The organism is Microbacterium sp. (assembly GCF_047607225.1).
Taxonomy (GTDB): Bacteria; Actinomycetota; Actinomycetes; order Actinomycetales; family Microbacteriaceae; genus Microbacterium.
The window spans coordinates 40080-63462 of sequence record NZ_JASGDO010000042.1; the positions used below are offsets into that span (position 1 = coordinate 40080).

At 70.0% G+C, this 23383-nt stretch carries 14 protein-coding genes; 2 read left to right on the top strand and 12 right to left on the bottom strand.

Going from position 1 to position 23383, the window contains the following annotated elements:
* Positions 1-21: 21 nt before the first annotated feature.
* From QM591_RS07690 to QM591_RS07735, 10 genes are all read right to left on the bottom strand, one after another.
* On the bottom strand, positions 22-1647 hold the full coding sequence (locus tag QM591_RS07690; RefSeq protein WP_415131216.1) for a serine/threonine-protein kinase: 1626 nt from the start codon (positions 1645-1647) through the stop codon (positions 22-24).
* Complete coding sequence (locus QM591_RS07695) at positions 1644-2981, bottom strand: FHA domain-containing protein (protein ID WP_415131218.1); 1338 nt, start codon at positions 2979-2981, stop codon at positions 1644-1646. The genes QM591_RS07690 and QM591_RS07695 overlap by 4 nt, the downstream gene beginning before the upstream one ends.
* Positions 2974-3852: a PP2C family protein-serine/threonine phosphatase gene (locus QM591_RS07700; RefSeq protein ID WP_415131220.1), complete on the bottom strand. Its 879-nt coding sequence runs from the start codon at positions 3850-3852 to the stop codon at positions 2974-2976. Before QM591_RS07700 ends, QM591_RS07695 begins: the two co-directional genes overlap by 8 nt.
* A complete protein-coding gene (locus QM591_RS07705) occupies positions 3852-4286 on the bottom strand; it encodes an FHA domain-containing protein (RefSeq protein ID WP_415131222.1) in 435 nt (144 codons plus the stop codon). Before QM591_RS07705 ends, QM591_RS07700 begins: the two co-directional genes overlap by 1 nt.
* Positions 4283-6604: a transglutaminaseTgpA domain-containing protein gene (locus QM591_RS07710; protein WP_415131224.1), complete on the bottom strand. Its 2322-nt coding sequence runs from the start codon at positions 6602-6604 to the stop codon at positions 4283-4285. Before QM591_RS07710 ends, QM591_RS07705 begins: the two co-directional genes overlap by 4 nt.
* Positions 6601-7956 carry a DUF58 domain-containing protein gene (locus tag QM591_RS07715; protein WP_415131226.1) on the bottom strand — a complete coding sequence of 452 codons (1356 nt, stop codon included), beginning with the start codon at positions 7954-7956 and terminating at the stop codon, positions 6601-6603. The genes QM591_RS07710 and QM591_RS07715 overlap by 4 nt, the downstream gene beginning before the upstream one ends.
* Positions 7956-8927 (bottom strand): AAA family ATPase, encoded by a 972-nt coding sequence (locus tag QM591_RS07720; protein WP_415131228.1) that lies wholly within the window; start codon positions 8925-8927, stop codon positions 7956-7958. The genes QM591_RS07715 and QM591_RS07720 overlap by 1 nt, the downstream gene beginning before the upstream one ends.
* Positions 8928-8973: 46 nt before the next feature.
* Complete coding sequence (locus tag QM591_RS07725) at positions 8974-15066, bottom strand: Ig-like domain-containing protein (RefSeq protein WP_415131230.1); 6093 nt, start codon at positions 15064-15066, stop codon at positions 8974-8976.
* 192 nt (positions 15067-15258) lie between these two features.
* Positions 15259-17622 (bottom strand): ATP-binding cassette domain-containing protein, encoded by a 2364-nt coding sequence (locus QM591_RS07730; RefSeq protein ID WP_415131233.1) that lies wholly within the window; start codon positions 17620-17622, stop codon positions 15259-15261.
* A 107-nt stretch (positions 17623-17729) separates the two neighbouring features.
* A complete protein-coding gene (locus tag QM591_RS07735; RefSeq protein WP_415131235.1) occupies positions 17730-18239 on the bottom strand; it encodes a TA system VapC family ribonuclease toxin in 510 nt (169 codons plus the stop codon).
* Between the two features lie 507 nt (positions 18240-18746).
* On the opposite strand from QM591_RS07735, the gene QM591_RS07740 reads away from it, so the two are divergent.
* Together QM591_RS07740 and QM591_RS07745 are read left to right on the top strand one after the other, a co-directional pair.
* Complete coding sequence (locus QM591_RS07740; protein WP_415131237.1) at positions 18747-19274, top strand: hypothetical protein; 528 nt, start codon at positions 18747-18749, stop codon at positions 19272-19274.
* Positions 19275-19433: 159 nt separating this feature from the next.
* Positions 19434-19919: a hypothetical protein gene (locus QM591_RS07745; protein ID WP_415131239.1), complete on the top strand. Its 486-nt coding sequence runs from the start codon at positions 19434-19436 to the stop codon at positions 19917-19919.
* A 209-nt stretch (positions 19920-20128) separates the two neighbouring features.
* Here the strand turns inward: QM591_RS07745 and QM591_RS07750 are convergent, their stop codons facing one another.
* Both QM591_RS07750 and QM591_RS07755 read right to left on the bottom strand, forming a co-directional pair.
* The gene (locus QM591_RS07750; protein WP_415131241.1) at positions 20129-20722 is read right to left on the bottom strand and encodes a DNA-3-methyladenine glycosylase I; all 594 of its coding nucleotides are present in this window, start codon (positions 20720-20722) and stop codon (positions 20129-20131) included.
* Between the two features lie 257 nt (positions 20723-20979).
* Positions 20980-23082: an acyl-CoA dehydrogenase gene (locus QM591_RS07755; RefSeq protein WP_415131243.1), complete on the bottom strand. Its 2103-nt coding sequence runs from the start codon at positions 23080-23082 to the stop codon at positions 20980-20982.
* Positions 23083-23383: the final 301 nt, after the last annotated feature.

Sequence of the window (23383 nt, forward strand, 5' to 3'; positions counted from 1 at the left end):
ACCCCGGCGCGTCAGCGATGGTCAGGGAGTGCAGGCGCGAGCATCGTCCCCGGTCGTGCCGTCGACGCGGCGGACGATGACGGCGATGCACGTCGTTCCCGACGGATCGGCGGGAAGGGTCACCGTCTCGGTCTCGACGACGCCCTGGTCGCCCTCGCCGGTGAGGGTGTAGGGGTACCAGATGTAGCGGTCCCCCTCCTGCGGGTCGGGATTGGTCCAGGTGAAGACCGCGTTCTTGCCCTTGACCGTCCCGGCGAGATCGGCCGGCACCGGAACGACTCCGCCGATGGGGTCTTGGGGCTTCGCCTGGACGGGAGCGCTCGGGGTCGGTGTGGGAGCGGGAGCGAGGAGACTGGCCGCGGTGACGGCCCCGACGGCGATCACGACCACGGCCGCCGCGCCCAGTCCGATCCACAGACCTCGGCGAGAGCGCGGAGCCGGCGCGCCTGGCGGGGGCGGGGGCGCTGTCGGAGCGTGCGGAAGCGTCGTGGCCGTGTGCGCGGCGGGCCCGGTCGTCACGGGAGGAGCGGCCGGGGCCGGCGACGCGGAGATCTGCCGGGGGCTGACGATCGTCGCGGCGCCGTCGTCGATCGAGCCGATCGGAGGCCGCGCCACCGTGTCGTCGGCGGGAACGGCGCCCGGCGTCGGCGGCGCGAATCGCTCGAGGCGTTCGTGGGTGCGTCCGGCCGCGGGGACGGTCTGCGGATCGATGCTCACGATCCCCCGCACGCGGGTGAGCTCTCCCTCGTCGTCCTCTTCGTCGGCCGCGTCGGGCGCATCGTCGAGGATGTCGATCGGCGTCACCGAGTGCGAGAGCTCGATCTGCACCTTCTGGAGGGCGCGCGCGAACGCCACCGCCGACTCGTACCGATCGACGGGACGCTTCGACATCGCACGATCCAGTGCGTTCTGGAGCGAGAGCGGCACATCCGGCCGCGCGATCGGGGGGAGCGGCTGCGTCTCGATCCGCTGGATCAGCTCCGCCCCGCCGTTGCGGCCGCCCGGCACCTCGAAGGGCGACCTACCCGCGAGCAGGGTGTACAGCGTCGCACCGAGCGCCCAGACGTCGGAGCGCACCGCGAAGTCCGGAACGTCGGCGAACGACTCCGGCGGTGACCACGGGATGGACATGCCGGTGGAGGGATCGGCGCTGCCGGCCGTTGTGGCGATGCCGAAGTCGGTCAGCGCCGGGCGGTTGTACTCGGTCACGAGGATGTTGGCCGGCTTGATGTCGCGGTGCAGGATGCCCGCTCGGTGCGCGGTCTCGACGGCGGCCGCGACCTGGATCCCGATGCGCAGGGCTTCGGCGACCGACAGCGCCGCGGCCCGAGAGCGCACCTGCAGGTTGGGCTTGGGACAGTACTCCATCGCCAGGTACGGACGGTGATCCTCGGAGACCCCCGCCTGATAGATCGTGACGATCGCAGGATGGGTGGACAGCAGCGCCATGACGTTCGCTTCGGCCGCGAACTGCTCGGTCGATGCCCCCGCCATCTTCTCGGGGAGGAGCACCTTGACGGCCACCTTGCGGCGCGGCAGGTGCTGCTCGAACAGATAGACGTCGGCGAATCCGCCCGACCCGAGAACCTCGAGGAACGTGAAGCCCGGCAGCTGCGGCGGCGGGGCAGGTGATCGCTTGGTGCTCACGGAAGATCCTCGAAGGTCACGGTGATGCCGTCGCCGAGGTCGAGCACATCACCGGTGACGACCATCGTGGGCTCATTCGGGTGCAGCCGGACGGGATCCTGTCCGCCACGACGCAGGACCGTGCCGTTGGTCGTGGCGAGGTCCGTCACGAGCACGTGCTCCCCTTCGGCACGGATCTCCACATGGCTGCGAGAGATGTCGCCCTCGGCGCTTTCGACCGCGACGAGGAGGGGCAACTCGGAGCTCGACGCTCGGGTGGAGCGGGGCCGCCGTCCGATGACCACGGGCCGCTCCAGCTCGACCACGCGACCCGTGGACAAGCGGATGCGGCCCTGCGTGGGCTGACGCGGCGGAACGTCGCCCACCGGCTCGAACGACGCGGCCGCACCCCCGGCCGCGCGCAACGCCCGTGCCTGAGCGACAGAGACGGTCTCGCCGTCGTGGTCGCCGGCCACCGGTGCAGGAACGGGCGCGACATCTCCGGGCGTCCGCAGCGGCGCCCGGGCAACGGTCGCCGCCCAGGAGCCCGCGTCTCCGCGGGGTGCCGCGATCGTGCTGTCGTCGGCGAGGTCTCCGGGCGCGTCGTCGACGGGATGCTGCGTCGTCGCGGGGATCCAGGTGTCGCTGCCGGCGGGCTCGGACAGCTCCGAGGGGAGGGCTGACGTCGGCGGGGGTGTGTCGGAAGCCGGCAGGAGGGTCGGAGGCAGCGGCGGCGGACCGGGGACCGGAGGCAACGACAGGGGTGCCGGCGATGCGGCGGGAGTCGGCGGGAGAGCGGCCGGAGCAGCGGCCGGAGCGGACTCGGCGACCGAAGCCGGAGCGGACTCGGCGACCGAAGCCGGAACCGGTGCCGGAGTCGCCGCCACGGCGCGGGCACCGGCGGTGAGGACGAGGCCGCTCACCGGGACGACGCCGGAGGCGATCGGGAGCGACAGGCTCTCGTCGTGGTCGCCCCCGAACGACACCCGTGCGCGACCGGCACGCGGCACGGTCCGCTCCGCCCACGTCGCGACTCCACGCCCGGACACCTCCACCGCGCCGTCAGGCCCCTCCACCAGCACGTCGATGGGGCCCCGGACCGCGACGCGGATGCCGTCCTCCTCGGAGAGGACGAGCGCGAACGACGGGATGGCCGTCAGAGAGGTTCCGAAGGCGCCGGTCAGCGCCTCGACGAGCGCACCGATCCCTCCGCCGTCGAGGCGCCGCCACACCGCCTCCGCCGTCTGCGGAGTGACGGAGGCCGCAAGGACGGCAGCCGCGCCCGGGGTCACCGCCGCGACCCATGCACCCCCCGCGTCCGAGGCGTCGGCCGGGATGAATCGGATCTCAGCCATGCGCGGCGCCTCCTCGGCGATCGTCGGCCGCAAGGGCTGCCCGCGCAGCCGTCGGACGGGTGTCGGCATCGATCTCGTCGCGCGCCGGTGCCGGAGCCGTGTCGCACGGAGCGTCGTCATCGTGACCGGCGACCGACACGGCATCGACGACGACCACCGTGATGTTGTCGCGACCGCCGCGGAGCATCGCCTCGTGGACGAGCCTGGTCGCCGCCTCCTGCGGGTCGGCGGTCTCCTGCAGCACCCGCAGCAGTCTCGCGCTGTCGAGCTCGCCCGACAGCCCATCGGAGCAGACGAGCACGCGGTCACCGGGCTCGGCCGGGACGAGCCAGAAATCGGGCTCCCCGTCGCTTCCGGCCCCGATCGCACGCGTGATCTCGTTGCGGCGGCGGTCGACGGCGGCAGCAGCGACATCGAGCTCCCCCGCGTCGATGAGCTCCTGGACGACGGAATGGTCGACGCTGATCTGCTCGAGCTCGCCGTCGGCCAGGCGGTACGTGCGGGAATCGCCCACGTTCACGGTCAGCCAGTATCCCGCGCCACCGACGTCTGCCACGACGACGCCGCTGAGGGTCGTCCCCGCCGCGCGCACCGTACCCCCGGCGCCGTGGGTGACGAGCGCCTCCACTCGCGCACGCGCGCGAGCGAGCGCGGCCCGGACGTCGTCGATGCCGACGCTCACCGCGCCGACGAGGGCGCTGAACTCCTCCACGACGGCGGAGCTGGCTGCCGCGCCCGCATCGTGGCCCCCCATGCCGTCGGCGACGAGGAACAGCGGAGCGGCCGCCAGATACGAGTCCTCATTGACCTGGCGGCGGAGCCCCGGGTGCGTCGCGGCGCCGAAGGCGACCGCGATGGGAGAGTCCGCCATCACACCCCCTCGACGCTGGCCCGACGATCACCGAACTCCAGGATGTCACCTGCGCGCAGGATCCAGCGCTCTCCCGGGGCGATGTGATGCCGCTCCGCCCCGCGGACGATCTCGCAGCCGTTGGTCGACCCGGTGTCGGCGATCCACGCCGCCCCCCGCTCACCGCCGACCGCGAGGTGGGTCCGGGAGAGCGTCAGCGTCTCGTCGCGTACGGCGACCGCCCGCCACCCGGGGACCGCGTCGGGGTTGCGGCCGAAGACGGTCGGGGCATGCACGACATGCCGCACGCCGTCGTCCCACACGAGGGTGAGGAGCGGTGGCGGGCCGAACCCGGGCACACCGCGGATGACGTCGCCCGCGTCGGCGATGGACAACAGTGCCCCGTCGCGCGGCGCCGACTCACTCGGGACGGTGTCTTCTATGACAGCGGTCACGACGGCCTCCTCCACCGGAGCGAACGCACACTCAACCGGGCGGTGAGGCGTCGCCACCACGGCGTCCGCTGCTTCATTCCCCCCACGATGGCATCGACCTCGCGCCAGAACGCCTCGACGTCCTCCGCAGTGGGCTCCCCCGGACCGTAGACGTCGGCGTCTGCGCGGCGAGCGAGAGGCTCGACGCGCGGCTCTTCGAACGTGGACCCCACGACGGCGGCGCTCTCGGCTCGAGTGGCTCCGGCGGTGACCGGTGTGCGCAGGTCGAGGGCGTTGTCGACCAGCTCGTCCCAGCCGCCGGAGATGCGGTCAGCGGTGCGGGGGGCCGATCGACGACGGGCCCGACGCGCGCCCTTGATGAACCCGAGGACGATGAAGGGAGCCATGAGGACCGCCACGACACCCAGGCCGATCCCGCCGTACATGAGGAGGGGGCCGATCCAGTCGAACCCGGCGTCCTCGTCGTCCTTCTGGTCGCGCTCGTCGGCGATCGTCGGCGGGAGGTCAGCGGGTTCCTGAGCGGGCGGCGGGGGCTGCAGCACCTGCGGCTTGGGATTGGCGTGCGGCTGCGTGTTCTGGTCGTTGGGCTCGTTGTCCTCGTCCGGCGTCGGGTCGAAGGGCACCCAGCCGAAGCCCTCGAAGGCCACCTCGACCCACGCGTGGAGGTTGTCGCCCGTAGCGGTGAAGGCACCGGCGGTCGACTTCTCTTCGTCCTCGCCCGGATACCACCCCATCACGACGCGAGCGGGAATGCCGAGCTGCCGGGCCATGAGCGCCATCGCGACGGCGTACTGCTCGTCGTCGCCGATCATCTGCTCCCCGGCGAACATCATCGAGATGCGAGCCGAGCCGTGCCCGGACGGCGAGTACGGGTCGTCGGCGAGACCGTGGCTGAAGTAGCCGTCGTTGTGCAGCCAGTCCTGCAGAGCGCGCACGCGCTGGATCGGCGTCTCGGCCTCGCCCAGCTCTTCCGCGGCGATCTTGGACAGGGAGTCGGGTACTCCGGCCTGCTTCGGCATCTTGACCGGGGCGAAAGGGGCATCGGCAAGCTGGGCATCGCTCGGCGGCTCGGCGACGACGGCGCTCATCGTGTACGCGTCGCCCTCGGCGAGACCCGCCGTGACCACCCCGGTGCCCGTGGCGTCGTTGTAGTGGGCGGTGCGGCGAAGCTCCGCCGCACGATCGCCGTCGAAGGTGATCTCGCGAACCGCGCCGACATCCGGAAGCCAGACACCATCGAGCTCACCGATGTCGACGCGGACCTCGACCGGCTCGCCCTGTGCGCCGGGAGACATGTTGGAGCGCACCGGCCGGAAGGCGCTGGAGGAGCCGGCCCCCTCGTTGGAGACGTTGTAGACGACGCCGTTGTAGGCGTCCATCGTGGCCAGGCGCACGCGGGCCTCGTCGGGAAGCCCGGTGACCGTGAAGAGCGTGGAGTCGGCGTCGTCGCGGATGATCCCCCGCCACGCTTGGAGCGGGCTCGGGTACTCGTGGATGTCGAAGGGCGGCACGACGAAGTCGCGCAGCACGTAGCGCTGTGTCGGCGTGTCGGCGAGCGCGACGGTGGCCACCCCGGCGCCGGCCGCCACGGCGAGGACGGCCCCACCGGCGATCAGTCGACGCGCGCGGAGCGGGCGCGACGGCGTCGCGGCCGGGTTGTCGACACGCTGCGCGGCCGAGTCGGCGTCCCAGCTCTGGCGCAGGGCGAGCCACACGATCGCGATGGCGGCGAAGACGATGCCCTGGACGATCGGGGCGGCCGGCTCTGCGGCTCCGAGGAGGATCTCGAGCGCGGTCACCGCGAGCGTGGGGACGAGGGCCCACGCCGCCGGGCGCACGCGGAGCGCGAGCGATCCGGCGATCACCGCCCCCACGAGGATGAGGAGGAACGGCACGACGAGGTGCCCGTCGGAGGCCGCGACCGGCGGCACCGTGGTGAGAAGCGTCTTGAACGATGTGACGCTGCCGACGGCCAGCTGGCGCCACGTCTCCAGGGTGGGGATGACCCCCAGGAGGGTCGTGTGCGGGAGCGCGAGAGCACCACCGAACAGGAAGTACGCCCCGACGGTGAGTCCCGCCACGGGGAGGATCCCCCAGCGCTGCCAGGCGCCGCCCCAGGCGATCGCGCTTCCGACGAGGACGGCGCCGAAGCCGGCCAGGAGGTAGCCGGCGCCGTCGAAGGTGGGCCCCCAGCCGATGATCCCGACGGCCAGGAGCGCGGCGACGGCTCCGAGATCGATCGCGGTCCGGACGGTGAGCTCGGCGCGGGCCCCCGCGACGAGGCGGCCGAGACGGCTCTCGGAAGCGGGGGCGCTCACGACAGCACCTTTCGCACGGCCCGGGGGAGCTGATCGAGAGTCCCGAGGGTGACGACGTCGGCGTCGGCGACCCGCCGGAGGGTCGGTGCATCGACGCGGAGATCGGCGATCACCGCGAGCACCCGCACCCCATAGGGCAACCGCGCACAGGCCTGGCGGAGGGCCGCAGCGTCGACGGCTGATCCCGTCACGATCACGGCCACCGCGGCATCGGGCGTCTGGGTCGCCATCGCACCCGCCAGCGAGACCACGCCGCCCTCCCGCGGACGCGAGTGCTCGAGACCCGCCAGCGCATCGAGGAAGCGGCGACCGGTGTCGGCACGGAGTGCGCCGCGCTGCACCCGGGCGTCGAGGACGCGTGAGTCGCGCAGGGCCCGAAGGCCCACGGATCCCGCGACCGAGATCGCCAGCTCGAACTCGTCGGGCTCGCGATACTCGTCGGGGGTGGTCGACAGCCCCACGACGAAGTGGGAGCGCCGCGTCTGCTCGTACTGGCGGACCATGACGTCGCCCGTGCGCGCCGTGGACTTCCAGTGCACGTGGCGGAGGTCGTCGCCCGGCTGATACTCCCGCAGCGCGTGGAAAGACACGTCGTCGCGCTCCAGCTGCTGCACCGGGAGGCCCTCCAGGTCGCGGAGGTGACCGAGGGAAAGGCCGTCGAGGGAGTTCGTGCGCGGGTGGACGAAGAGGTCGACGGCCTGACGGCGGTCGTGGGTGCGCTCGAACAGTCCCAGCGGGTCGCCGCGGAGAACGCTGACGGGGCCCACGGCCAACACTCCGCGGGTGGAGGTGGGGATCGCGAACAGCTCCTCGTGCGTCTCACCCGCCGCCAGCCGCGGCACGTCGAAGACCCCGCGGCCGGAGCCGACGGGCAGCACGACCTCCGAGGGCAGCAGTGCGCGAGAGGTCGCGTTGGTGAGGGTCAGGCCGCCGACGGCGCGCTCCCCCACGACCACGCGCGTGCGGGTGAGGTCCAAGCCGATCTCGTACGCGGTGCGACCGAACAGGAACGGGATGCTCACGGCGATCACGACGGTCACGACGGCAGCACCGACGAGCGCCTCGTCCCACCCGTAGGCGAAGGCGGCGAACCACAGGATCACCGCGAGGGCGATGGCGACCCACCCGAGCGGACGGATGACCGCTGCGACGCGGACGATGGCCCCTCGGGCGACGAGCCACCACCCGCCCAGACGCTCCTGCCAGACCGGCGGGAGCCAGGTCGACGGCGCGAGCCACTGGCGGCGCGGAGTCACCGCGCGGGAGGGCTCCGCCGCGGCGACATCGTCGGGCACGGCGGACGGCCGGGACTCGTCGAGCCCCGGCGTCACGTCGTCCCGCGTGGTGGTCATCAGGCCGATGCCCTCGCCAGCGGGGCGTCGACGGCGGCGAGCGCGTTCTGGATGATCTTCTCGGCCGAGACCCCCGAGAACTCCGCCTCGGGATCGAGGACGAGACGGTGGGCCCACACCGGCACGGCGAGCGCCTTGATGTCGTCGGGGATCACGAAGTGGCGGCCCTGGGCGGCGGCGTAGACCTTCGCGATGCGCATCATCGAGATCGACCCGCGCACCGACACCCCCAGACGCGCGGCCTCGTCTTCCCGCGTGGCCTCCACCAGCTGCGCGGAGTAGCGCGCGACTGCCGGATCGATGTGCGCCGTCGCGGCGAGATCAGCCATGTCGGCGACCGCGGAGGTCGTGATGACGGGGCGGAGCCCGGCCGACGGGTTGCGGTCGACGGCACCGGCGAGGATCCGCTCGGCGACGGCCAGCGACGGGTAGCCGATCGAGGTCTTCACCATGAAGCGGTCGAGCTGAGCCTCGGGGAGCTTGTAGGTGCCCGCCTGCTCGATCGGGTTCTGCGTGGCGATGACGAGGAACGGACGGCCGACTTCATGGGCCACGCCGTCGACCGTCACCCTCGACTCCTCCATGACCTCCAGGAGGGCCGACTGGGTCTTGGGGGACGCGCGGTTGATCTCGTCGGCGAGGACGATCGAGGCGAACACCGGCCCCTTGTGGAACGCGAACGTGTGGTTCTGCTGGTCGTAGATCGTGACGCCGGTGACGTCGGAGGGCAGCAGGTCGGGCGTGAACTGGATGCGGTTGGACGTGCCCTGGACGCTCGCGGCGAGCGCTTTGGCCAAGCTCGTCTTTCCGGTTCCCGGCGCGTCCTCGAGGAGCACGTGACCCTCGGCGAGCATCGCCGAGAGCACCAGCCCGACGACCTCGCGCTTTCCCATCAGGGCCTGGTCGACGTTGTCGACGAGGCGCGCGAAGGTCTCACGGAACCACGCTGCCTGTTCGGGGGTCATGCTCATCTGCGTCTGTCTTTCTCGAGGGGGTGGGAGGGGCTCGCGGCCCGGATCAGGGCCTCGGCCACAAGTACTTCTCGGTATCGACCGATCCTCCCCAGCCGAGGATGTCGATCCACACATTGCGACCGTCGCGACCGTGGAAGCAGCCGATCTGCGTGGCGCCCCGGCCGTTGAAGTTGACGGAGTAGGAACTGCCGAACCCGCCCGGGTATGCGTCGGAGTAGCAGCGCACGGTGTGCGGACCGATGGAGAGGTTTTCGTAGTTGACGACGAAGCGGCGGCAGCCGTTCGTGCAGCTTCCGTCGGGGTCGCCCTGGGTGACCCAGACGCGCGGCTGCGGCGGAGGCGGCTCGTCCTGCGTGCGCGCCTGTGCGGAGGCGCTCGTGGTGCTGCTGCCGGCGGCGCTCGTGCGGACCTCGATCGTGCCGGTGTGGCTGTACCCGACGTCGCGGGTCGTGTTGCCGCTCGCGGCCACCGTCTGCCAGCCGCCGCCGTCGATCCGGATCTGCGTCGTGATGTCGCGTCCGTTGCGGGCGGGCGAGGACCAGCCGTACGTGATGCTCGTGCCGTTGGCCGACGCCGATGCAGCCGGGTTGCCGATCTGCCCGTAGGGTGCCACGGCGTTCGACTCCGCCGAGGGAGCCCCCTGCTCGGTCACGCCGTCGACGGTCGTGACCGCTCGCACGCGGATGGTGTACGTGCGGTTGTTGTCGACCTGGCCGTTCCCGATCGTGCCGGAGCCGTTGTTGCCGCCCGCGACCCAGTCGCCGCGCCAGCCGCCGCCGTTGACGGAGTACTGGTAGCTGGCCTGCCCGGCGCTCGCGCCATTGAGGGAACCCGGGGTCCACGTCACGCTCACACGGTTGTCGCCCTCGGTCGCGGCGACCCTCGTGGGCGCCGAGGCCTGACCGAACGACTGCCGCGGAGCCGACTCGGGGCTCCACTGCCCCCACCCGGCCTTGTTGTGCGCGCGGACGGCGAACGTGTACGGCGTGGAGGAGTTGTCGACCGTGATGGCCTGGCTCGTCTGGCCGGCACCGACACTGACGGTGTTGATGACGGAGCCACCACGGGTGACACGCACCTGGTACTCGTCGATCGCGTCGCCGTTGGCCGCCGGAGCGTTCCACGAGACGCGCACCTGGTTCTGCGTGCCGACGGCGTCGAGGCGCTCGGTCGAGGGGGCACCGGGGGCATCGGGAGCACGCGCCGGGATCTCGCTCGCCGACCACGCGCTGAAGTCCGACGGCTCCGGCGCCTTGTTGTGGGCGCGCACGCGCACCTGATAGGCCACACCGTTCTCCAGGCCGTCCCACGTGATGCGGGTGCCCGGGATGTTCGTCTTCTGCGCGACACCGGAGGGCGGCGCGGGCGAGATCTCCAGCGTGTAGTTCTCGACGGGCGAGCCCTCCGTGCGCGGCACGGTCCATTCCACCAGCAGGCTCTGGTCGCCGAAGGTCAGCGACGGCGGGGCGGGCTGGTCGGGGCGCTGGTCGGGCCGCGCGGTCTCGGACGGCAGCGACGGCTCCGAGGTCCCCACGCTGTTGGTGGCGGTCACGACGAAGTTGTACTCGACGTTGTTGGTGAGCCCATCGAGCGTGCAGGTGGTCGAGGCGCACTGCTTGCTGTAGTTCGAACCGGTCGCGGTGACGGTGTACCCGGTGATCGGACGGCCGTTGTCGATCGGCGGCGTCCAGGACAGGACCACCGTGCGGCTCTCGACGGCGGTGACCGTGGGCTTGCCAGGAGCGTCGGGGCGGCCCTGCACCGTGATGCGGACACGGCCCTCGACGCGACGGTCGGGGTCTTCGGTCTTGTCCTCCACGGTGTAGCGGACGACCATCGTGCCGACGAAGTCGGGCGCGCTGGAGACCTCCACCCGGTCGCCGGCGACGCGGACGCGGGCGACGTCGCCGGACTCCGGCTCCGCCCCGACGATCTTCAGCGGGGTGTCGGGGAAGGGGTTGACGTCGTTACTCAGCACGGGAACCGAGATCGTCTCGCCCTGGTCGGCCTGGTCGATGATGTCGTCGTTCGCGCTCGCCAGCTCGCGCGTCGACGCGGTCACCGTCACCGTGATCGGGGCGCTCACCGGAGCGGTCTGACCGTCGGTGGCCTGCACCTGCAGGGAGAACTTCGTGCCCTTGTCGACGTTGGCGTCGGCGGTCACCCGGAGCGTGCCGCCGTCGATCGAGGCGTCGATCCCGGCGGGCGCCTGCGAGGCGAGGGTGAAGGTGAGCTTCTCGTCGTCGCCCGGATCGGGGTCGGAGGCGAGCTCGCGAAGGTTCAGCGTCGCCGCATCCTCGCCCGCGGCGACCGACAGCGACGCTCCCACGAAGGTGGGCGGCTGGTTCTCCGGCGGCAGCACCGTGATCGGGATCGTCAGCGTCGCCTTGCGCCCGTTGGCGTCGTCCGGCCCGTCGCCGTCGGTCACCTCGAACGTCAGGGCGTCCTGCCCGAAGTAACGGTCCTTGGACGTGTAGACGAGGGTCGTCTGATCCTTCACGAGGGCGTCGCCGTTGGCGTGGGCGGCACTGACCTTCGCGGCCTCCGTGACGACGACGCGTTTGCCTCCTGCGGCACGCACGTAGTCGGCCAATGGCAGCTCCACCGTCTCGCCGCTGTCGACGACGAGGGGCTCGGTCGACAGGAGCGTCGGCGGCAGAGCGTTGAGCGAGGGGACGCGGATGAACGCCGAGGCGGACTGATCGTCGACGTCGGTGATCGTGTACGTGATGAGCTGCGGCTCGTCGGTGAGGGTCACCCGCACCTTGTTGTCGCCGACGACGGAGGCGTTCTGGGCACCCGTGCCGAGGGTCACCTCGAGGGCGCTGCGGGTGCCGTCGGGGTCGTCGTCGTTGTCGAGGACGGCGATCTCGGCGATCCCGGCCTCGTTGACGTCCTCGGCGACGACGCGGTCGTCGCGCGCGATCGGGCGCAGGAGGGGCACGTCTTCGTCGACGGTGATCTGCACCGACGTGCTCGCCTCGAGGCCCCGCTCGTCGGCGATCGTGTAGGAGACGCTCGTCTGCATCTCTTCGTCGGGCGCGGTGATCACGAGGTATCGGCCCGACACCTCCGCCTTGAGCCCCGGAACTCCCTCGGGGATCTCGACGGCGTCTTCGGCGAACCCGAACCGGTCGCCATCGGGGTCGGAGTCGTTCTCGAGCACGTTGAGCGCCACCTGGCGGCCGGGCCGCATCACGACGGAATCCCGGACGGCATAGGGCGCCTGGTTCTCGGCCGCGGGAGGCGCGATGCCGAGCTGAACCGTAGCGGTGGCCTCCTTGCCGAGCCGGTCACGGACGGAGTAGGTGAAGGAGTCGACCCCGGTGGACTCCTCGAACGCCTCGTAGACGAACGAGGCGACCTTCTGCTCGACGATGCGTCCCTTGCCCGGAGCCGAGGCGAGACCCACGAGGTCGACGGAGTCGCCGTCGTCGTCGATGCCGTCCAGCGGCACCGGGATCTCGACCTTCGAGCCGGCCAGCACGCGAGCGGTGAGATCGCGCGGACGCGGAGCGGTGTTCGCCTCGTCGTCGCGGGCGAGGATCTGGATGCGCACGAAGCCCGCGTCGCGCTGCCCCGTCGAGTCGACGACGTCATAGGTGAGGTTGACGGTCTTCGGCTCGTCCCCGGCGCGGAAGCGCACCGTGTCTTCGGAGACGAAGGCCTCGCCGTCGCCCGCATCGACCGTCTCGACGAGGTCGGGCGCGACGTGGATCGTGTCGCCGTTGGGGTGGTAGTCGTTGTCCAACACGGGGATCGTGACGGTGTCGCCGACGCGAACCACCGCCTGGTCGTTGACCGCGACCGGCGGACGCAGCTTCGCCGGCGCAGGCACGGGGATCACGACGATCTCGCCCGTGGCCGAGGCCGTGCCGTTGGACACGGTGTACGCGACGCGCACCTGCCCGATGAGTCCGCTCTGGTCGGTGATCCGCACCGTCTCGTGGCCGAGCACCGCGGCAGCCACCCCGCTGCCGGGTTCGACGCTCACCGACTGCACGACGAGGATGCCGCCGCCGGGGTCGGAATCGTTGCCGAGCACGTTGACGAGGACGTCGCCGCCCTTGGGGAGGAGCGCGATGTCGCGCACTGCGATGGGGGGCAGGTCGTTCTCGTCGTCGGGGAGCACGTCGACGCGGACGATCCCGGGGACGGAGTTCGGGCCCGCCGACACCAGGTACTGCACGTAGTGCGTGCCGACCTTGTTGGAGGTGAACGTGAAGGTCTTCTCGGGGAGGTTCGTGGTGATCTTCGCGTCCTCGACCTCTTCGACGCGGGTCAGGCGCAGCTGCTCGCTGCCGGAGCTCGTGTCGTTGGTCAGCGGCGTGACCGTCACCGGCCGCCCCTCACGGGTCACGACGTGATCGGCGTTGGTCACCGGCTGGGTCGTGCCGAGCGGACGGATGTCGAACACGGCGACGCCGGGCTGCGTGTCCTGCCCGTCGGACATGATGATCGGCACCTCTTTGCGACCCTGCACCCCGCCGATGGCGCGGTAGGTGATCTGTCCGTCGGAGGTGAAGTCGGCCTCGTCACCGCCATCGGGCACGACGTCGTAGAGGAAGATGTCGTCGCCGTCGGGATCGATCCAGTCCGGCAGGACGTTGTAGGACGCGGTTCCGCCGGCCTCCACCGGGATGGCGGTCTTCCGACGCTGCTGCGGCGGGGAGTTCTGGTCGAGGGGGCTCACCGTGAGGGTCACCCGCGCCGTGTCGGTGCCGCCGCGCCCGTCGTCGACCTCATAGGTGAACGAGGTGGAGCCCGAGGCGTCCTCCTCGGTGGTGATCTGCAGGGCGGCGCCGTTGTGGATGGGCTCGATCGTGCCGAAACCGGGTTCCCGCTCGACCGCGGCGACGAGCACATCGCCGTCGGCGTCGGTGTCGTTCTCGAGGACCGGGAGCACGGTCGTTCGGCCCGGACGGACGCCGTACTGGTCGTCGTTCGCGATCGGCGGCGTGTTGTTCTCGGTGCGTTCGGGAAGAGTCGTCTGGACGGACTCCTCGGTGGTCTCCTCTTCCTTCTCGCCCTCACCCTCCGGCGGAGTGATGTCCTGCCAGTTGTCGACGCGCTGCATCGAGTCGCTGGCCATCCACGCCGCGCCGCCGAACACGTCGTTGAGCACGACGACGTCGCGGTTCACGCGGAACCGCAGCTGGCTGGTGGGGTCGATCCCCGGCACCGTCTCGGAGCGGTCGTCGTCGTCTCCCGGGCAGTCGCGGATGAAGGCCCCGGTGCCCGACCACGCGCCGTAGGCGCACCCCGCGACGAACACCGGTTCTGCGGCCGCCCCGTCGGGCGCTTCGGCGGCGATGCGCACGAGCTCGCCTCCGCCGATCGGCACGCGCACCAGCTCCGACGCCGTCGCGAGAGTCACCGAGTCGGTGGCTTCCGAGGGCTGCTGGAGGATCGCATCCGCCGGCACCTCCACGCGCGTTCCGTCGCTGCCGTAGAGGGTGTTGGTGTCGTTGTCGAGCGCGAAGGCGATGTTGCCCACGGCGGTCACCTGCAGAGTGTGCCCGGGCTCGACGCCCTCCAGCTCCCTCTCGCCCGAGGTCGTCACGGCGCCGTCGGCATCGCGTCCGAACGCGACGAGGGTCGCCTTCTCGGTGGAGGCGGCGTACACCGTGCCGTCGACGGCGACGGCCGCCACGGCACCGTCGCCGAGCTCGGCGACCGGGTCGGAGGCTTCGGGGGCGAACGAGGAGATGGCACCGAACTCCGTGATCCAGATTCGACCGCCGTCGCCGACCATCGCCACGGAGTCCGCGCCCAGTGCTAGTCGGGCTCCCGGCGGCAGATCCGTGCCGGAGCCGAGCGAAACGCGGGCCGGGTCGATGGCCGTGACCGTCTTCTCGTCGACCACGAGCACGCGAGACCCGGCCTGGAGCACGTCGTACGTGGTGCCGGCGGCTCGGAGTCCGCCGTCGAGCACCTTCGACTCGTGGTTGAAGTGACCGACCAGCATGCTCGACTGCTTGGTGAGCCATACACCACCGTCGTGGAGGTCGACCTCCGTGGTGGGGCTTCCTTCGTAGACGAAGGCGAGGGTCCCGAGCGTCACGGCGGCCGCGCCGACCACGGCGACGGAGGCCAGCGTCCGCGGACGCGCGCGAAGCCACGCGAAGGACTTCATTCGGCTCGGCTCCCCCCCGGGCTCATCTCTGCGTGGCGTCGGGCACTGATTGCTGGATCAGTCGCACACTCTCAACGGAACGACTGACAGCCTACGTGACCCCGCCCGTTCTTCCACCCGCCCGAGGAGGGGAGAACTCCCCAGTTTCAGGGGATCCCGCGTCGCGTCGGCGGGACGCCGTGCGCACCCCGGTCAGCCGTCGACGTAGGCGGCGAGGTGCTGGGCGGTCAGGGTGGATCCGTCGGCCACGAGCGCGGCAGGGGTCCCCTCGAACACGACCGAGCCGCCGTCGTGCCCCGCCCCCGGCCCGATGTCGATGATCCAGTCGGCGTGCGCCATGACCGCCTGGTGGTGCTCGATCACGATGACGGAGTTCCCCGCCTCGACGAGGCGGTCGAGCAATCCCAGGAGGTTGTCGACGTCGGCGAGGTGGAGCCCCGTCGTCGGCTCGTCGAGGACGTAGATCGCCCCCTTCTTGGCCATGGAGATCGCGAGCTTCAACCGCTGCCGCTCACCGCCAGACAGGGTGTTGAGCGCTTGCCCGAGCGTGATGTAGCCCAGGCCGACATCGACCATGCGCGCAAGCGTCGGACCCGCGGGGCTCTTGGGGGCGGCGACAGCGAGGAACTCGAGCGCCTCGGCCGCCGACATCGCGAGCACCTCGGCGATCGTGCGCCCCTCCAGGAGGTACTCCAGGACGGCATCGCTGAAACCGGAGCCCTCGCACAGCTCACAGCGCGTCTCGACGCTCTGCGTGAAGCCGAGATTGGTGATGATCACGCCGAGGCCGCGGCAGGCGGGGCAGGCTCCCTCGGAGTTCGCGCTGAACAGCCCCGGCTTGACACCGTTGGCCTTCGCGAACGCCGCGCGAACCGCATCCAGCACGCCGGTGTAGGTGGCGGGACTGCTGCGCCGCGATCCCTTGATGGGCGCCTGGTCGACGACGACGACGCCCTCGAACGACGGCACGTTGCCGTGGATCAGCGACGACTTCCCCGACCCGGCGACACCGGTGACGACGGTGAGGACACCGAGCGGGATGTCGACGTCGACCTCCTTCAGGTTGTGCTGGGTCGCTCCTCGGATCGGCAGCACGGACGAGGGGGTGCGCGTCTGCGGCTTGAGTGCGGCGCGATGGTCGAGGTGGCGGCCGGTTAGGGTGTCGGACGCGCGAAGCCCAGCCAGGTCGCCTTCGTACATGATGCGGCCGCCGTCGCGTCCGGCACCGGGGCCGAGATCCACCACGTGGTCGGCGATCGCGATCACCTCTGGTTTGTGCTCCACGACGAGCACCGTGTTGCCCTTGTCTCGCAAGTGGCCGAGCAGCGCGTTCATCCGTTGGATGTCGTGCGGGTGCAGTCCGGCCGTCGGCTCGTCGAACACGTAGGTGACGTCGGTGAGGCTCGATCCCAAGTGGCGGATCATCTTCGTCCGCTGCGCCTCCCCTCCCGACAGCGTGCCGCTGGAGCGGTCGAGCGAGAGATATCCGAGGCCGATGTCGATGAACGACGCGACGGTCTGCCGCAGCCCCGCCATCAGCGGGGCCACTTCGGGCGCATCGATGCCCTCGAGCCACGCGGCGAGATCGGTGATCTGCATCGCCGCGACCTCGGCGATGTTCTTCCCGTGGACCCGAGACGACCGCGCACCCTCGTTCAGACGGGTGCCCCCGCACTCCGGGCACGGCAGGAACTTCACCGCACGATCGACGAACGCGCGGATGTGGGGCTGCAGCGAATCGCGGTCCTTCTGCAGCATCGACTTCGTAATCTTGGGGATGAGCCCCTCGTAGGTCATGTTGATGTTCTGGATCTTGACCTTCGTGGGCTCTTTGTAGAGGAAGTCCTCGAGCTCCTGCGGGCTGTATGCGGCGATCTGTTTGTCCGGATCGAGGAACCCCGACTCGGTGTACCCGCGCACCATCCAGCCGTCGGCGCTGTACCCGGGAACGCGGATCGCTCCGGCCGCGAGCGAGAGGGAACGATCCAGCACCTCGTCGAGGTCGACGTCGCTCGTCTCTCCCAGGCCCTCGCACCGCGGGCACATGCCGCCGGTGACCTCGAACGACCGGCGCTCCTTCTTGCCCTTGTCGGGTCCGACGGCGATCGTGACGGCGCCCGCCCCCGAGACCGAGGGGACGTTGAACGAGAACGCCTGCGGTGACCCGACGTGCGGATCGCCGAGGCGGCTGAACAGCAGCCGGAGCATGGCGTGCACATCGGTCGCGGTGCCGACGGTGGAGCGGGCGTTGGAGCCCATCCGTTCCTGGTCGACGATGATCGCCGGGCTGATGTTCTCGAGCGCATCGACCTCGGGGCGGGACAGCTGGCCCATGAACTGCTGTACGAAGGTCGGGTAGGTCTCGTTGATGAGCCGCTGCGACTCGTTGGCGATCGTCCCGAACACCAGTGAGGACTTGCCGGATCCGCTCACCCCGGTGAACACGGTGAGCCGGCGCTTGGGGATCTCGACATCGATCCCCTGGAGGTTGTTCTCCCGCGCACCGACGACGCGAATCCTGTCGTGTCCGTCGGCGGGGTGCGCAGCATCGGGCATGGTCGTCCTCTCGGAACTGGAGGCAAGGTCGCTGAGACGATACCCGGTGCCGCCGACGCACGACAGAGCCGGTCGGGTATCACGCTCCGAAGGGCGTGACTGACGGTTCAGGGGATGACGAAGACGACGTCGGACCCCGACGGGACAGCCGTGGTCACGATCCGCGCGTCGAAGGTGGCCAGCAGGGCATCGTGCGAGGCCGCCAGGTGGAGGAGGTAGGTGTCGGTCACCTGCGAACTGGCCAGCAATCGCTCCGTGTGGACGGAGCCGTCGAGCAGGCTCACCGAGTCGGGGAGGAAGCGGTGTCCGGGCTGGGCGGCGAGGCTGGCGACCACCACGGGAGCAGGCGGGGAGTTGGGATAGTCGGGGTGGCTGACCACCCTCACGACCCCGTTCTGCACCAGCGGGCAAGTGAACCACGGCGTCTCACCGCGCGAGGCGAACCAGCGGTGGGCGCGATCGTGATGAACGTGGCGCGGATCGATCAGCGCGATCGCCACGTCGACATCGATGAGGTGCCCGCGCGGCGCGGTGCCGCTCATCGACCTCGTCCCGATGGACGGGGTGACGTCGTCGATCGTCACCTCTGCCGCCTCGGGCGGCGGGGGCGGCAGCATGATGCCGTTCCACGTGCCCTCGTGCCGGCGACGTTCGGGCCGCGTCGCGCGCCAGCTGCGAGACCGCCTCCCCACGGTCAGTCCGCGAGCATCGGAGAACTGCTTCGCTGTCGCCCAGCACGTCGTCGTCGATCGTCAGCGTGGTGCGCATGAATCATGCATCACACATCAGAAGACGAGGCGCCGGTTTCATCGCCCGAAGCACCTCAACGGCCGTGAGCAGCAACGTGTCGCCATTGCCCGGGCGGTGGTCCATCAACCCACGATCCGGCAGTGACCGACATGGCAGATCGACCGCAGTGGGGCTCGGTCCAGTGAGACGTGATCCCTCCGGACCACAGCAGCGCCCAGAACCGAGCGGTGCGCTCCACGGAGCGGACAAGTCCCCCGAAAGCACGTGCTTACCAAACGCATGTACTTTCAAAATCGCACCTGAACTGCAAAATGCATGTAGCTTCCAACTAGCGGCGAAAGTTATCTTCCCCCGCTGATACGGAAGGAACCAGAATGAGGATCTCCCCCGTTGCAGTACTCGCCCTGCTCGGCACACTCGTTCTGTCAGGTTGTACCGCCGCCGAACCCACTCTCCCGGCGGACAGCGTCACATCCAGTGAGACAACGAACGAGGCATCATCTCATATCGCCGAGTTGTACGCTCCCGATGCGCTGCCACTGAGCGAGTACGTAGACAACTACCCGGCCTACACGCCGGCCGAACTCCGCGGAGTGCAGTTCCTCGCCGAAGGGGCGGCAACCACAACCGAGGAGTTCCCACTCACCGATGCCGCCGAAGACACCACCTCGCTCATCTTGGCGATCTTCTGCGATGCCGATTCGCCCTACGAGATCGCGGTACTGCGGGACGCCGACGTCATCGATCGCACTTGGGGTACTCAGTGCCCCCGGAGCGGGATCGTCTTCTACACGACCGCGTCGCTGACCATCGCGGCCGACGGCATGTCCGTACGAGCCACGGTCGACGAAGGAACACCGTACCGACTCTCGGTTGCGGCGGTCGCCCCCAACAGTCCGTAACGCCTCGTGCACGCCACCAGATCCCCCCAGTACAACAGAACGAAAGGACTGAAGACGGTCATGAAAATCAATCGAACAGAGCACGGACGTGACACATCGAGGGCAGGCCGATTGGCGCGCGGCAGCAAGGCGCGCAAACCTCGCCTGTGGCATCTGGGCATGGTCACGACCCTCGTCGCCGCAGTGCTGACCGCAGGCGCCCCCGCAGCACCCGCCTCTGCGGCAACGTGCGAAACGGGCAGTACGCGGACATCGAGGACGCTGTCATCGGCCTCGGTGTACCTCGGAAACGCAAACAACCGCGTGTATGGGCAGTCCGGCGGCACGATCACGATCTCGTACGGAGAGACGTGGACGACCACCGGAACGCTGAGCGTCTCGGGCACCGCGAATGCCGGCGTCGTGTTCGCAAACGTCAGCGTCACCGTGGGGGTATCCGTGTCGTACTCACGGGCGACGTCGGCGACGAGCAGCTACACCTGGAAAGTGCCGAAGTCGCAGAAGACCGGTTGGGTCGAGCGCGGGAACTACGGATACAAGGGCGCGTACACCTACGGGTACTACAAGTCCCCATGCACCTGGGTGGAACTGGGATCCGGATCGTACAAGGGAGCAACCTCACGACCCTGGTACACCCACAGTTGAGCGAGAAGCTGATTCGACGGGCCGCTCGGCACAAATGAACGAGCGGACGACTGTCGCTTTCAGAGCGTGGCGACCGTGATGCGAGTTCGATCGCGATCGCCACGCTCGCCGTGGCATTGCTGCTCAGCGGGCTGCTGCACGACGTCGTAGATGAGAGCGCGTCGTCGATCGTTGATGCTCGGTGGCGCGGACCGTACGAACAGCTCCGGTCAGATCGCGCGATGGCATCCCTCCACGTGGTCGTCGACCATGCCGGCCGACTGCATGAGCGCATACATCGTGGTCGACCCGACGAAACGGAAACCGGCTTTGCGCAGAGCCTTCGACATCGCATCGGAGGCGGGCGACGTGGCAGGCACCTCGGCGAAGGAAGACGGGCGCGGCCGCGGCGGCGGGGCGAACGACCACATGAGCGCATCGAGTTCGCCGGGCGCCATCGTCGTCACCAGACGCGCGTTGGAGATGGTCGCCTCGATCTTGAGCCGATTGCGCACGATGCCTGCGTCGCCCAGGAGCCGTTCGACGTCGGCCTCGGTGAAGCCGGCCACGACCTCGGGCTCGAAGCCGGCGAAGACCTCCCGGAACCGCGGACGCTTGCGCAGGATCGTGATCCAGCTGAGCCCGGCTTGGAATCCCTCCAGGCTCATCTTCTCGAAGAGGGCGCGGTCGCCGCGCAGAGGCCGCCCCCACTCCTCGTCGTGATAGCGGCGGTACTCCGCGTCGTCTCCGACCCAGGCACACCGGGCGATCCCATCCGGCCCGACACGGATATCGCCCGTCGCGGGCACGAGGTCGTTCGTCACAGGGTGACCCTATCGACCGGCACGGACACCCCGGCGGGGTGGGAGCACCGACCGCGGTACGGGGTACGGGGTACGCCGTGGTCCCCAGAAATGAAGGAGGGGGGACCGTTCACCCAAACGGTCCCCCCAAAAGAGCTGCTATGCGCGCCTCGAAGCCGATTGGGCACGCACCGCACCGGTGCTCTCATAGATGTAGTGTCCGCAGCGACCCGATTCCTGACACGATCCTCGTCATCGTTACCTTTTCGTGACAATCGTCACTTCTTGGCGGCCTTCTCCGACACCGGGGCAGCACCGGAGGCGGCGAGGTCGGCGTAGTGCGCGCGGGCTTCGTCCTGTCGCTCCTGCTCGGCCCCCGAGGCGATCGGTGCGCGCACGTGCTCGGGAGCGAAGCCGAAGGCGTCGACGAGGTCCTGAGCGTGCGGACGCAGCCGTCCGCAGAGCCGGTCGATGTAGCGTCCCACGGCCGCACCGCGCTGCGTCGACAACCGACCGTTGAGGAGATACCACGCCAAGTGCTTCTCGATGAGCGAGAGCCCGAACAGGTCGCGCAGCCACGTGAGAACCTGTCGGGTCCCGTCGTCGGAAGTGCGCGCGACGCCGTCGCTGAAGGCCTCCCACTGCAGCAGCTCGGCGTGCGCGCGAGCGGCCTCGATCAGTTCGGCCTGGACGGCGTTGAACACCGCCGCCGCCTCCGCGGGGGCGGCCTTGGCGGTGGGGCGCAGCCGCGCCGCGATGTCGGCGATCATCTGCTGAACCCGGCCGGCCAGGAGCTCATGCTGCTGCTCGGCGCGCAGGCCCAGCTCCACTGAGCGCGCCGTGGACCCGAAGTCGGCGACGGCCTGACCGAGCTGTCGCAGCCCGGCACCGTGGAAGACCTTCTCGGCGGTCTGCCGCGCCGCGTACCCGGCGAGCTTGGCCGGGTCTGCCCCCCGGAACTGTCGAGCGAAGTCGGAGAGCAGCCGCTTGCCGACCAGCTGCAACAGGACGTTGTTGTCCCCCTCGAAGGTCACGTAGACATCGAGGTCGTGGTGGAGCCCGACCAGTCGGTTCTCCGCGAGGAACCCGGCCCCGCCGCACGCTTCCCGGCACTCCTGGATCGTGTCGAGGGCGTTCCAGGTGGAGAGGGGCTTGAGGGCCGCGGCGAGGGTTTCCAGATCCTCCCGCTCGGCGGGCGTGTCGGCGCGCCCCCCGAAGACGCCATCGAACTTGCGCAGCAGTTCGTCTCCCGCGAAGAACTGTGCGTAGACCTGCGCCAGTCGCGGCAGCAGGCGCCGCTGGTGCTTGCCGTAGTCGAGGAGCACGACCTCGTCCGAGCCTGCACCGGAGTCGAACTGGCGGCGCTGATTCGCGTACGTGATCGCGATGTGGAGAGCGAGCGCCGTCGCGGTGGTCGCCGCACCGTCGAGCGAGACGCGCCCCTGCACGAGCGCACCCAGCATCGTGAAGAACCGGCGACCGGGCGAGGGGATCTCGCTCGAGTAGGTGCCGTCGGGAGCGACGTCGCCGTAGCGGTTGAGGAGGTTCGTACGGGGGACGCGCACGTGGTCGAAGTGCAGCCGACCGTTGTCGATGCCGTTCAGACCGCCCTTGACCCCGTCGTCCTCACCTCCGACGCCGGGGAGGAAGTTGCCCTCGTCGTCACGCAGCGGGACGAAGAAACAGTGGACGCCGTAGTTGACGCCCCCCGTGATCAGCTGTGCGAACACGGTCGCCGCTTTGCCATGGAGCGCCGCGTTGCCCAGGTAGTCCTTCCAGGCGCCGCGGAACGGCGTATGGATGACGAACTCCTCGGTGTCGGGGTCGTAGGTGGCCGTGGTGCCGATCGCAGCGACGTCGGACCCGTGTCCCGTCTCGGTCATCGCGAAGGCACCCGGCAGATCGAGGGAGATCACATCGCGGAGCCATGCGTCGTGATGGGGCTTGGTGCCGAGCTGGTAGATCGCCGAGCCGAACAGCCCCCACTGGACGCCCGACTTGATCTGCAGGCTGGGGTCGGCGAGCACCAGCTCCATGAAACCGGCGAGGTTGGCGCCGTTGTCGCCCAAGCCGCCGTACTCCTCGGGGAAGGCACGACGCGATCCGTCGTTCTCGACGAGGAGGCGGAGCTGGCCGAGCACGCGTTCCCGATGCTCGGCCATCGACTGACCCTCGACGCGCCAGAAGGCAGGGTCCTTGATCATCTCGCGCGCCGTGCGGCGGGTCTCGGCCCACGTGCCCAGGAGCGCGTCGGTGACGGCGGGCACATCGATGCGGGGTTCGTGCGCCTCGTCGGCGGTGTGTGCAGCGGTCGGAGCACCACCCGCAGGCGTGCGCTTGTTGGTCGCGGGCTTCTTCGAACGGACGGCAGCGTCGGTCATCGCATTCCTCTCGACAGCGGAGGACAGAAAAGGTCAGTCTCGACGGTAGGTGTGACACAAGGCGGCGGCAAACCCATTGGCCGTCGGGCACAACAGCCACGCGCCCCGTCCCCCCGCGCCATTGTGTGGAACCCACACTCATCCCTGATGACACCCAGTCTCACGCGACCGGACGGGAGCTGCGGTCAGTGACGAGCACAACGGCGGATATCGGGGGTGACACGCCGGGGTCGGGCGGCGGCGGGGCGGCGTGTCGCCGCGCGCATCCGCCGTTGTGCACGGGGCGGGCTCGGGCGGGGCG

Excerpts from the sequence above, each read along its gene's own strand:
- QM591_RS07695 (WP_415131218.1), bottom strand. The coding sequence starts at position 2,981 with ATGGCTGAGATCCGATTCATCCCGGCCGACGCCTCGGACGCGGGGGGT.
- QM591_RS07700 (WP_415131220.1), bottom strand. The coding sequence starts at position 3,852 with ATGGCGGACTCTCCCATCGCGGTCGCCTTCGGCGCCGCGACGCACCCG.
- QM591_RS07715 (WP_415131226.1), bottom strand. The coding sequence starts at position 7,956 with ATGACCACCACGCGGGACGACGTGACGCCGGGGCTCGACGAGTCCCGG.
- QM591_RS07720 (WP_415131228.1), bottom strand. The coding sequence starts at position 8,927 with ATGAGCATGACCCCCGAACAGGCAGCGTGGTTCCGTGAGACCTTCGCG.
- QM591_RS07725 (WP_415131230.1), bottom strand. The coding sequence starts at position 15,066 with ATGAAGTCCTTCGCGTGGCTTCGCGCGCGTCCGCGGACGCTGGCCTCC.
- QM591_RS07730 (WP_415131233.1), bottom strand. The coding sequence starts at position 17,622 with ATGCCCGATGCTGCGCACCCCGCCGACGGACACGACAGGATTCGCGTC.
- QM591_RS07735 (WP_415131235.1), bottom strand. The coding sequence starts at position 18,239 with ATGCTGCCGCCCCCGCCGCCCGAGGCGGCAGAGGTGACGATCGACGAC.
- QM591_RS07740 (WP_415131237.1), top strand. The coding sequence starts at position 18,747 with ATGAGGATCTCCCCCGTTGCAGTACTCGCCCTGCTCGGCACACTCGTT.
- QM591_RS07745 (WP_415131239.1), top strand. The coding sequence starts at position 19,434 with ATGGTCACGACCCTCGTCGCCGCAGTGCTGACCGCAGGCGCCCCCGCA.
- QM591_RS07755 (WP_415131243.1), bottom strand. The coding sequence starts at position 23,082 with ATGACCGACGCTGCCGTCCGTTCGAAGAAGCCCGCGACCAACAAGCGC.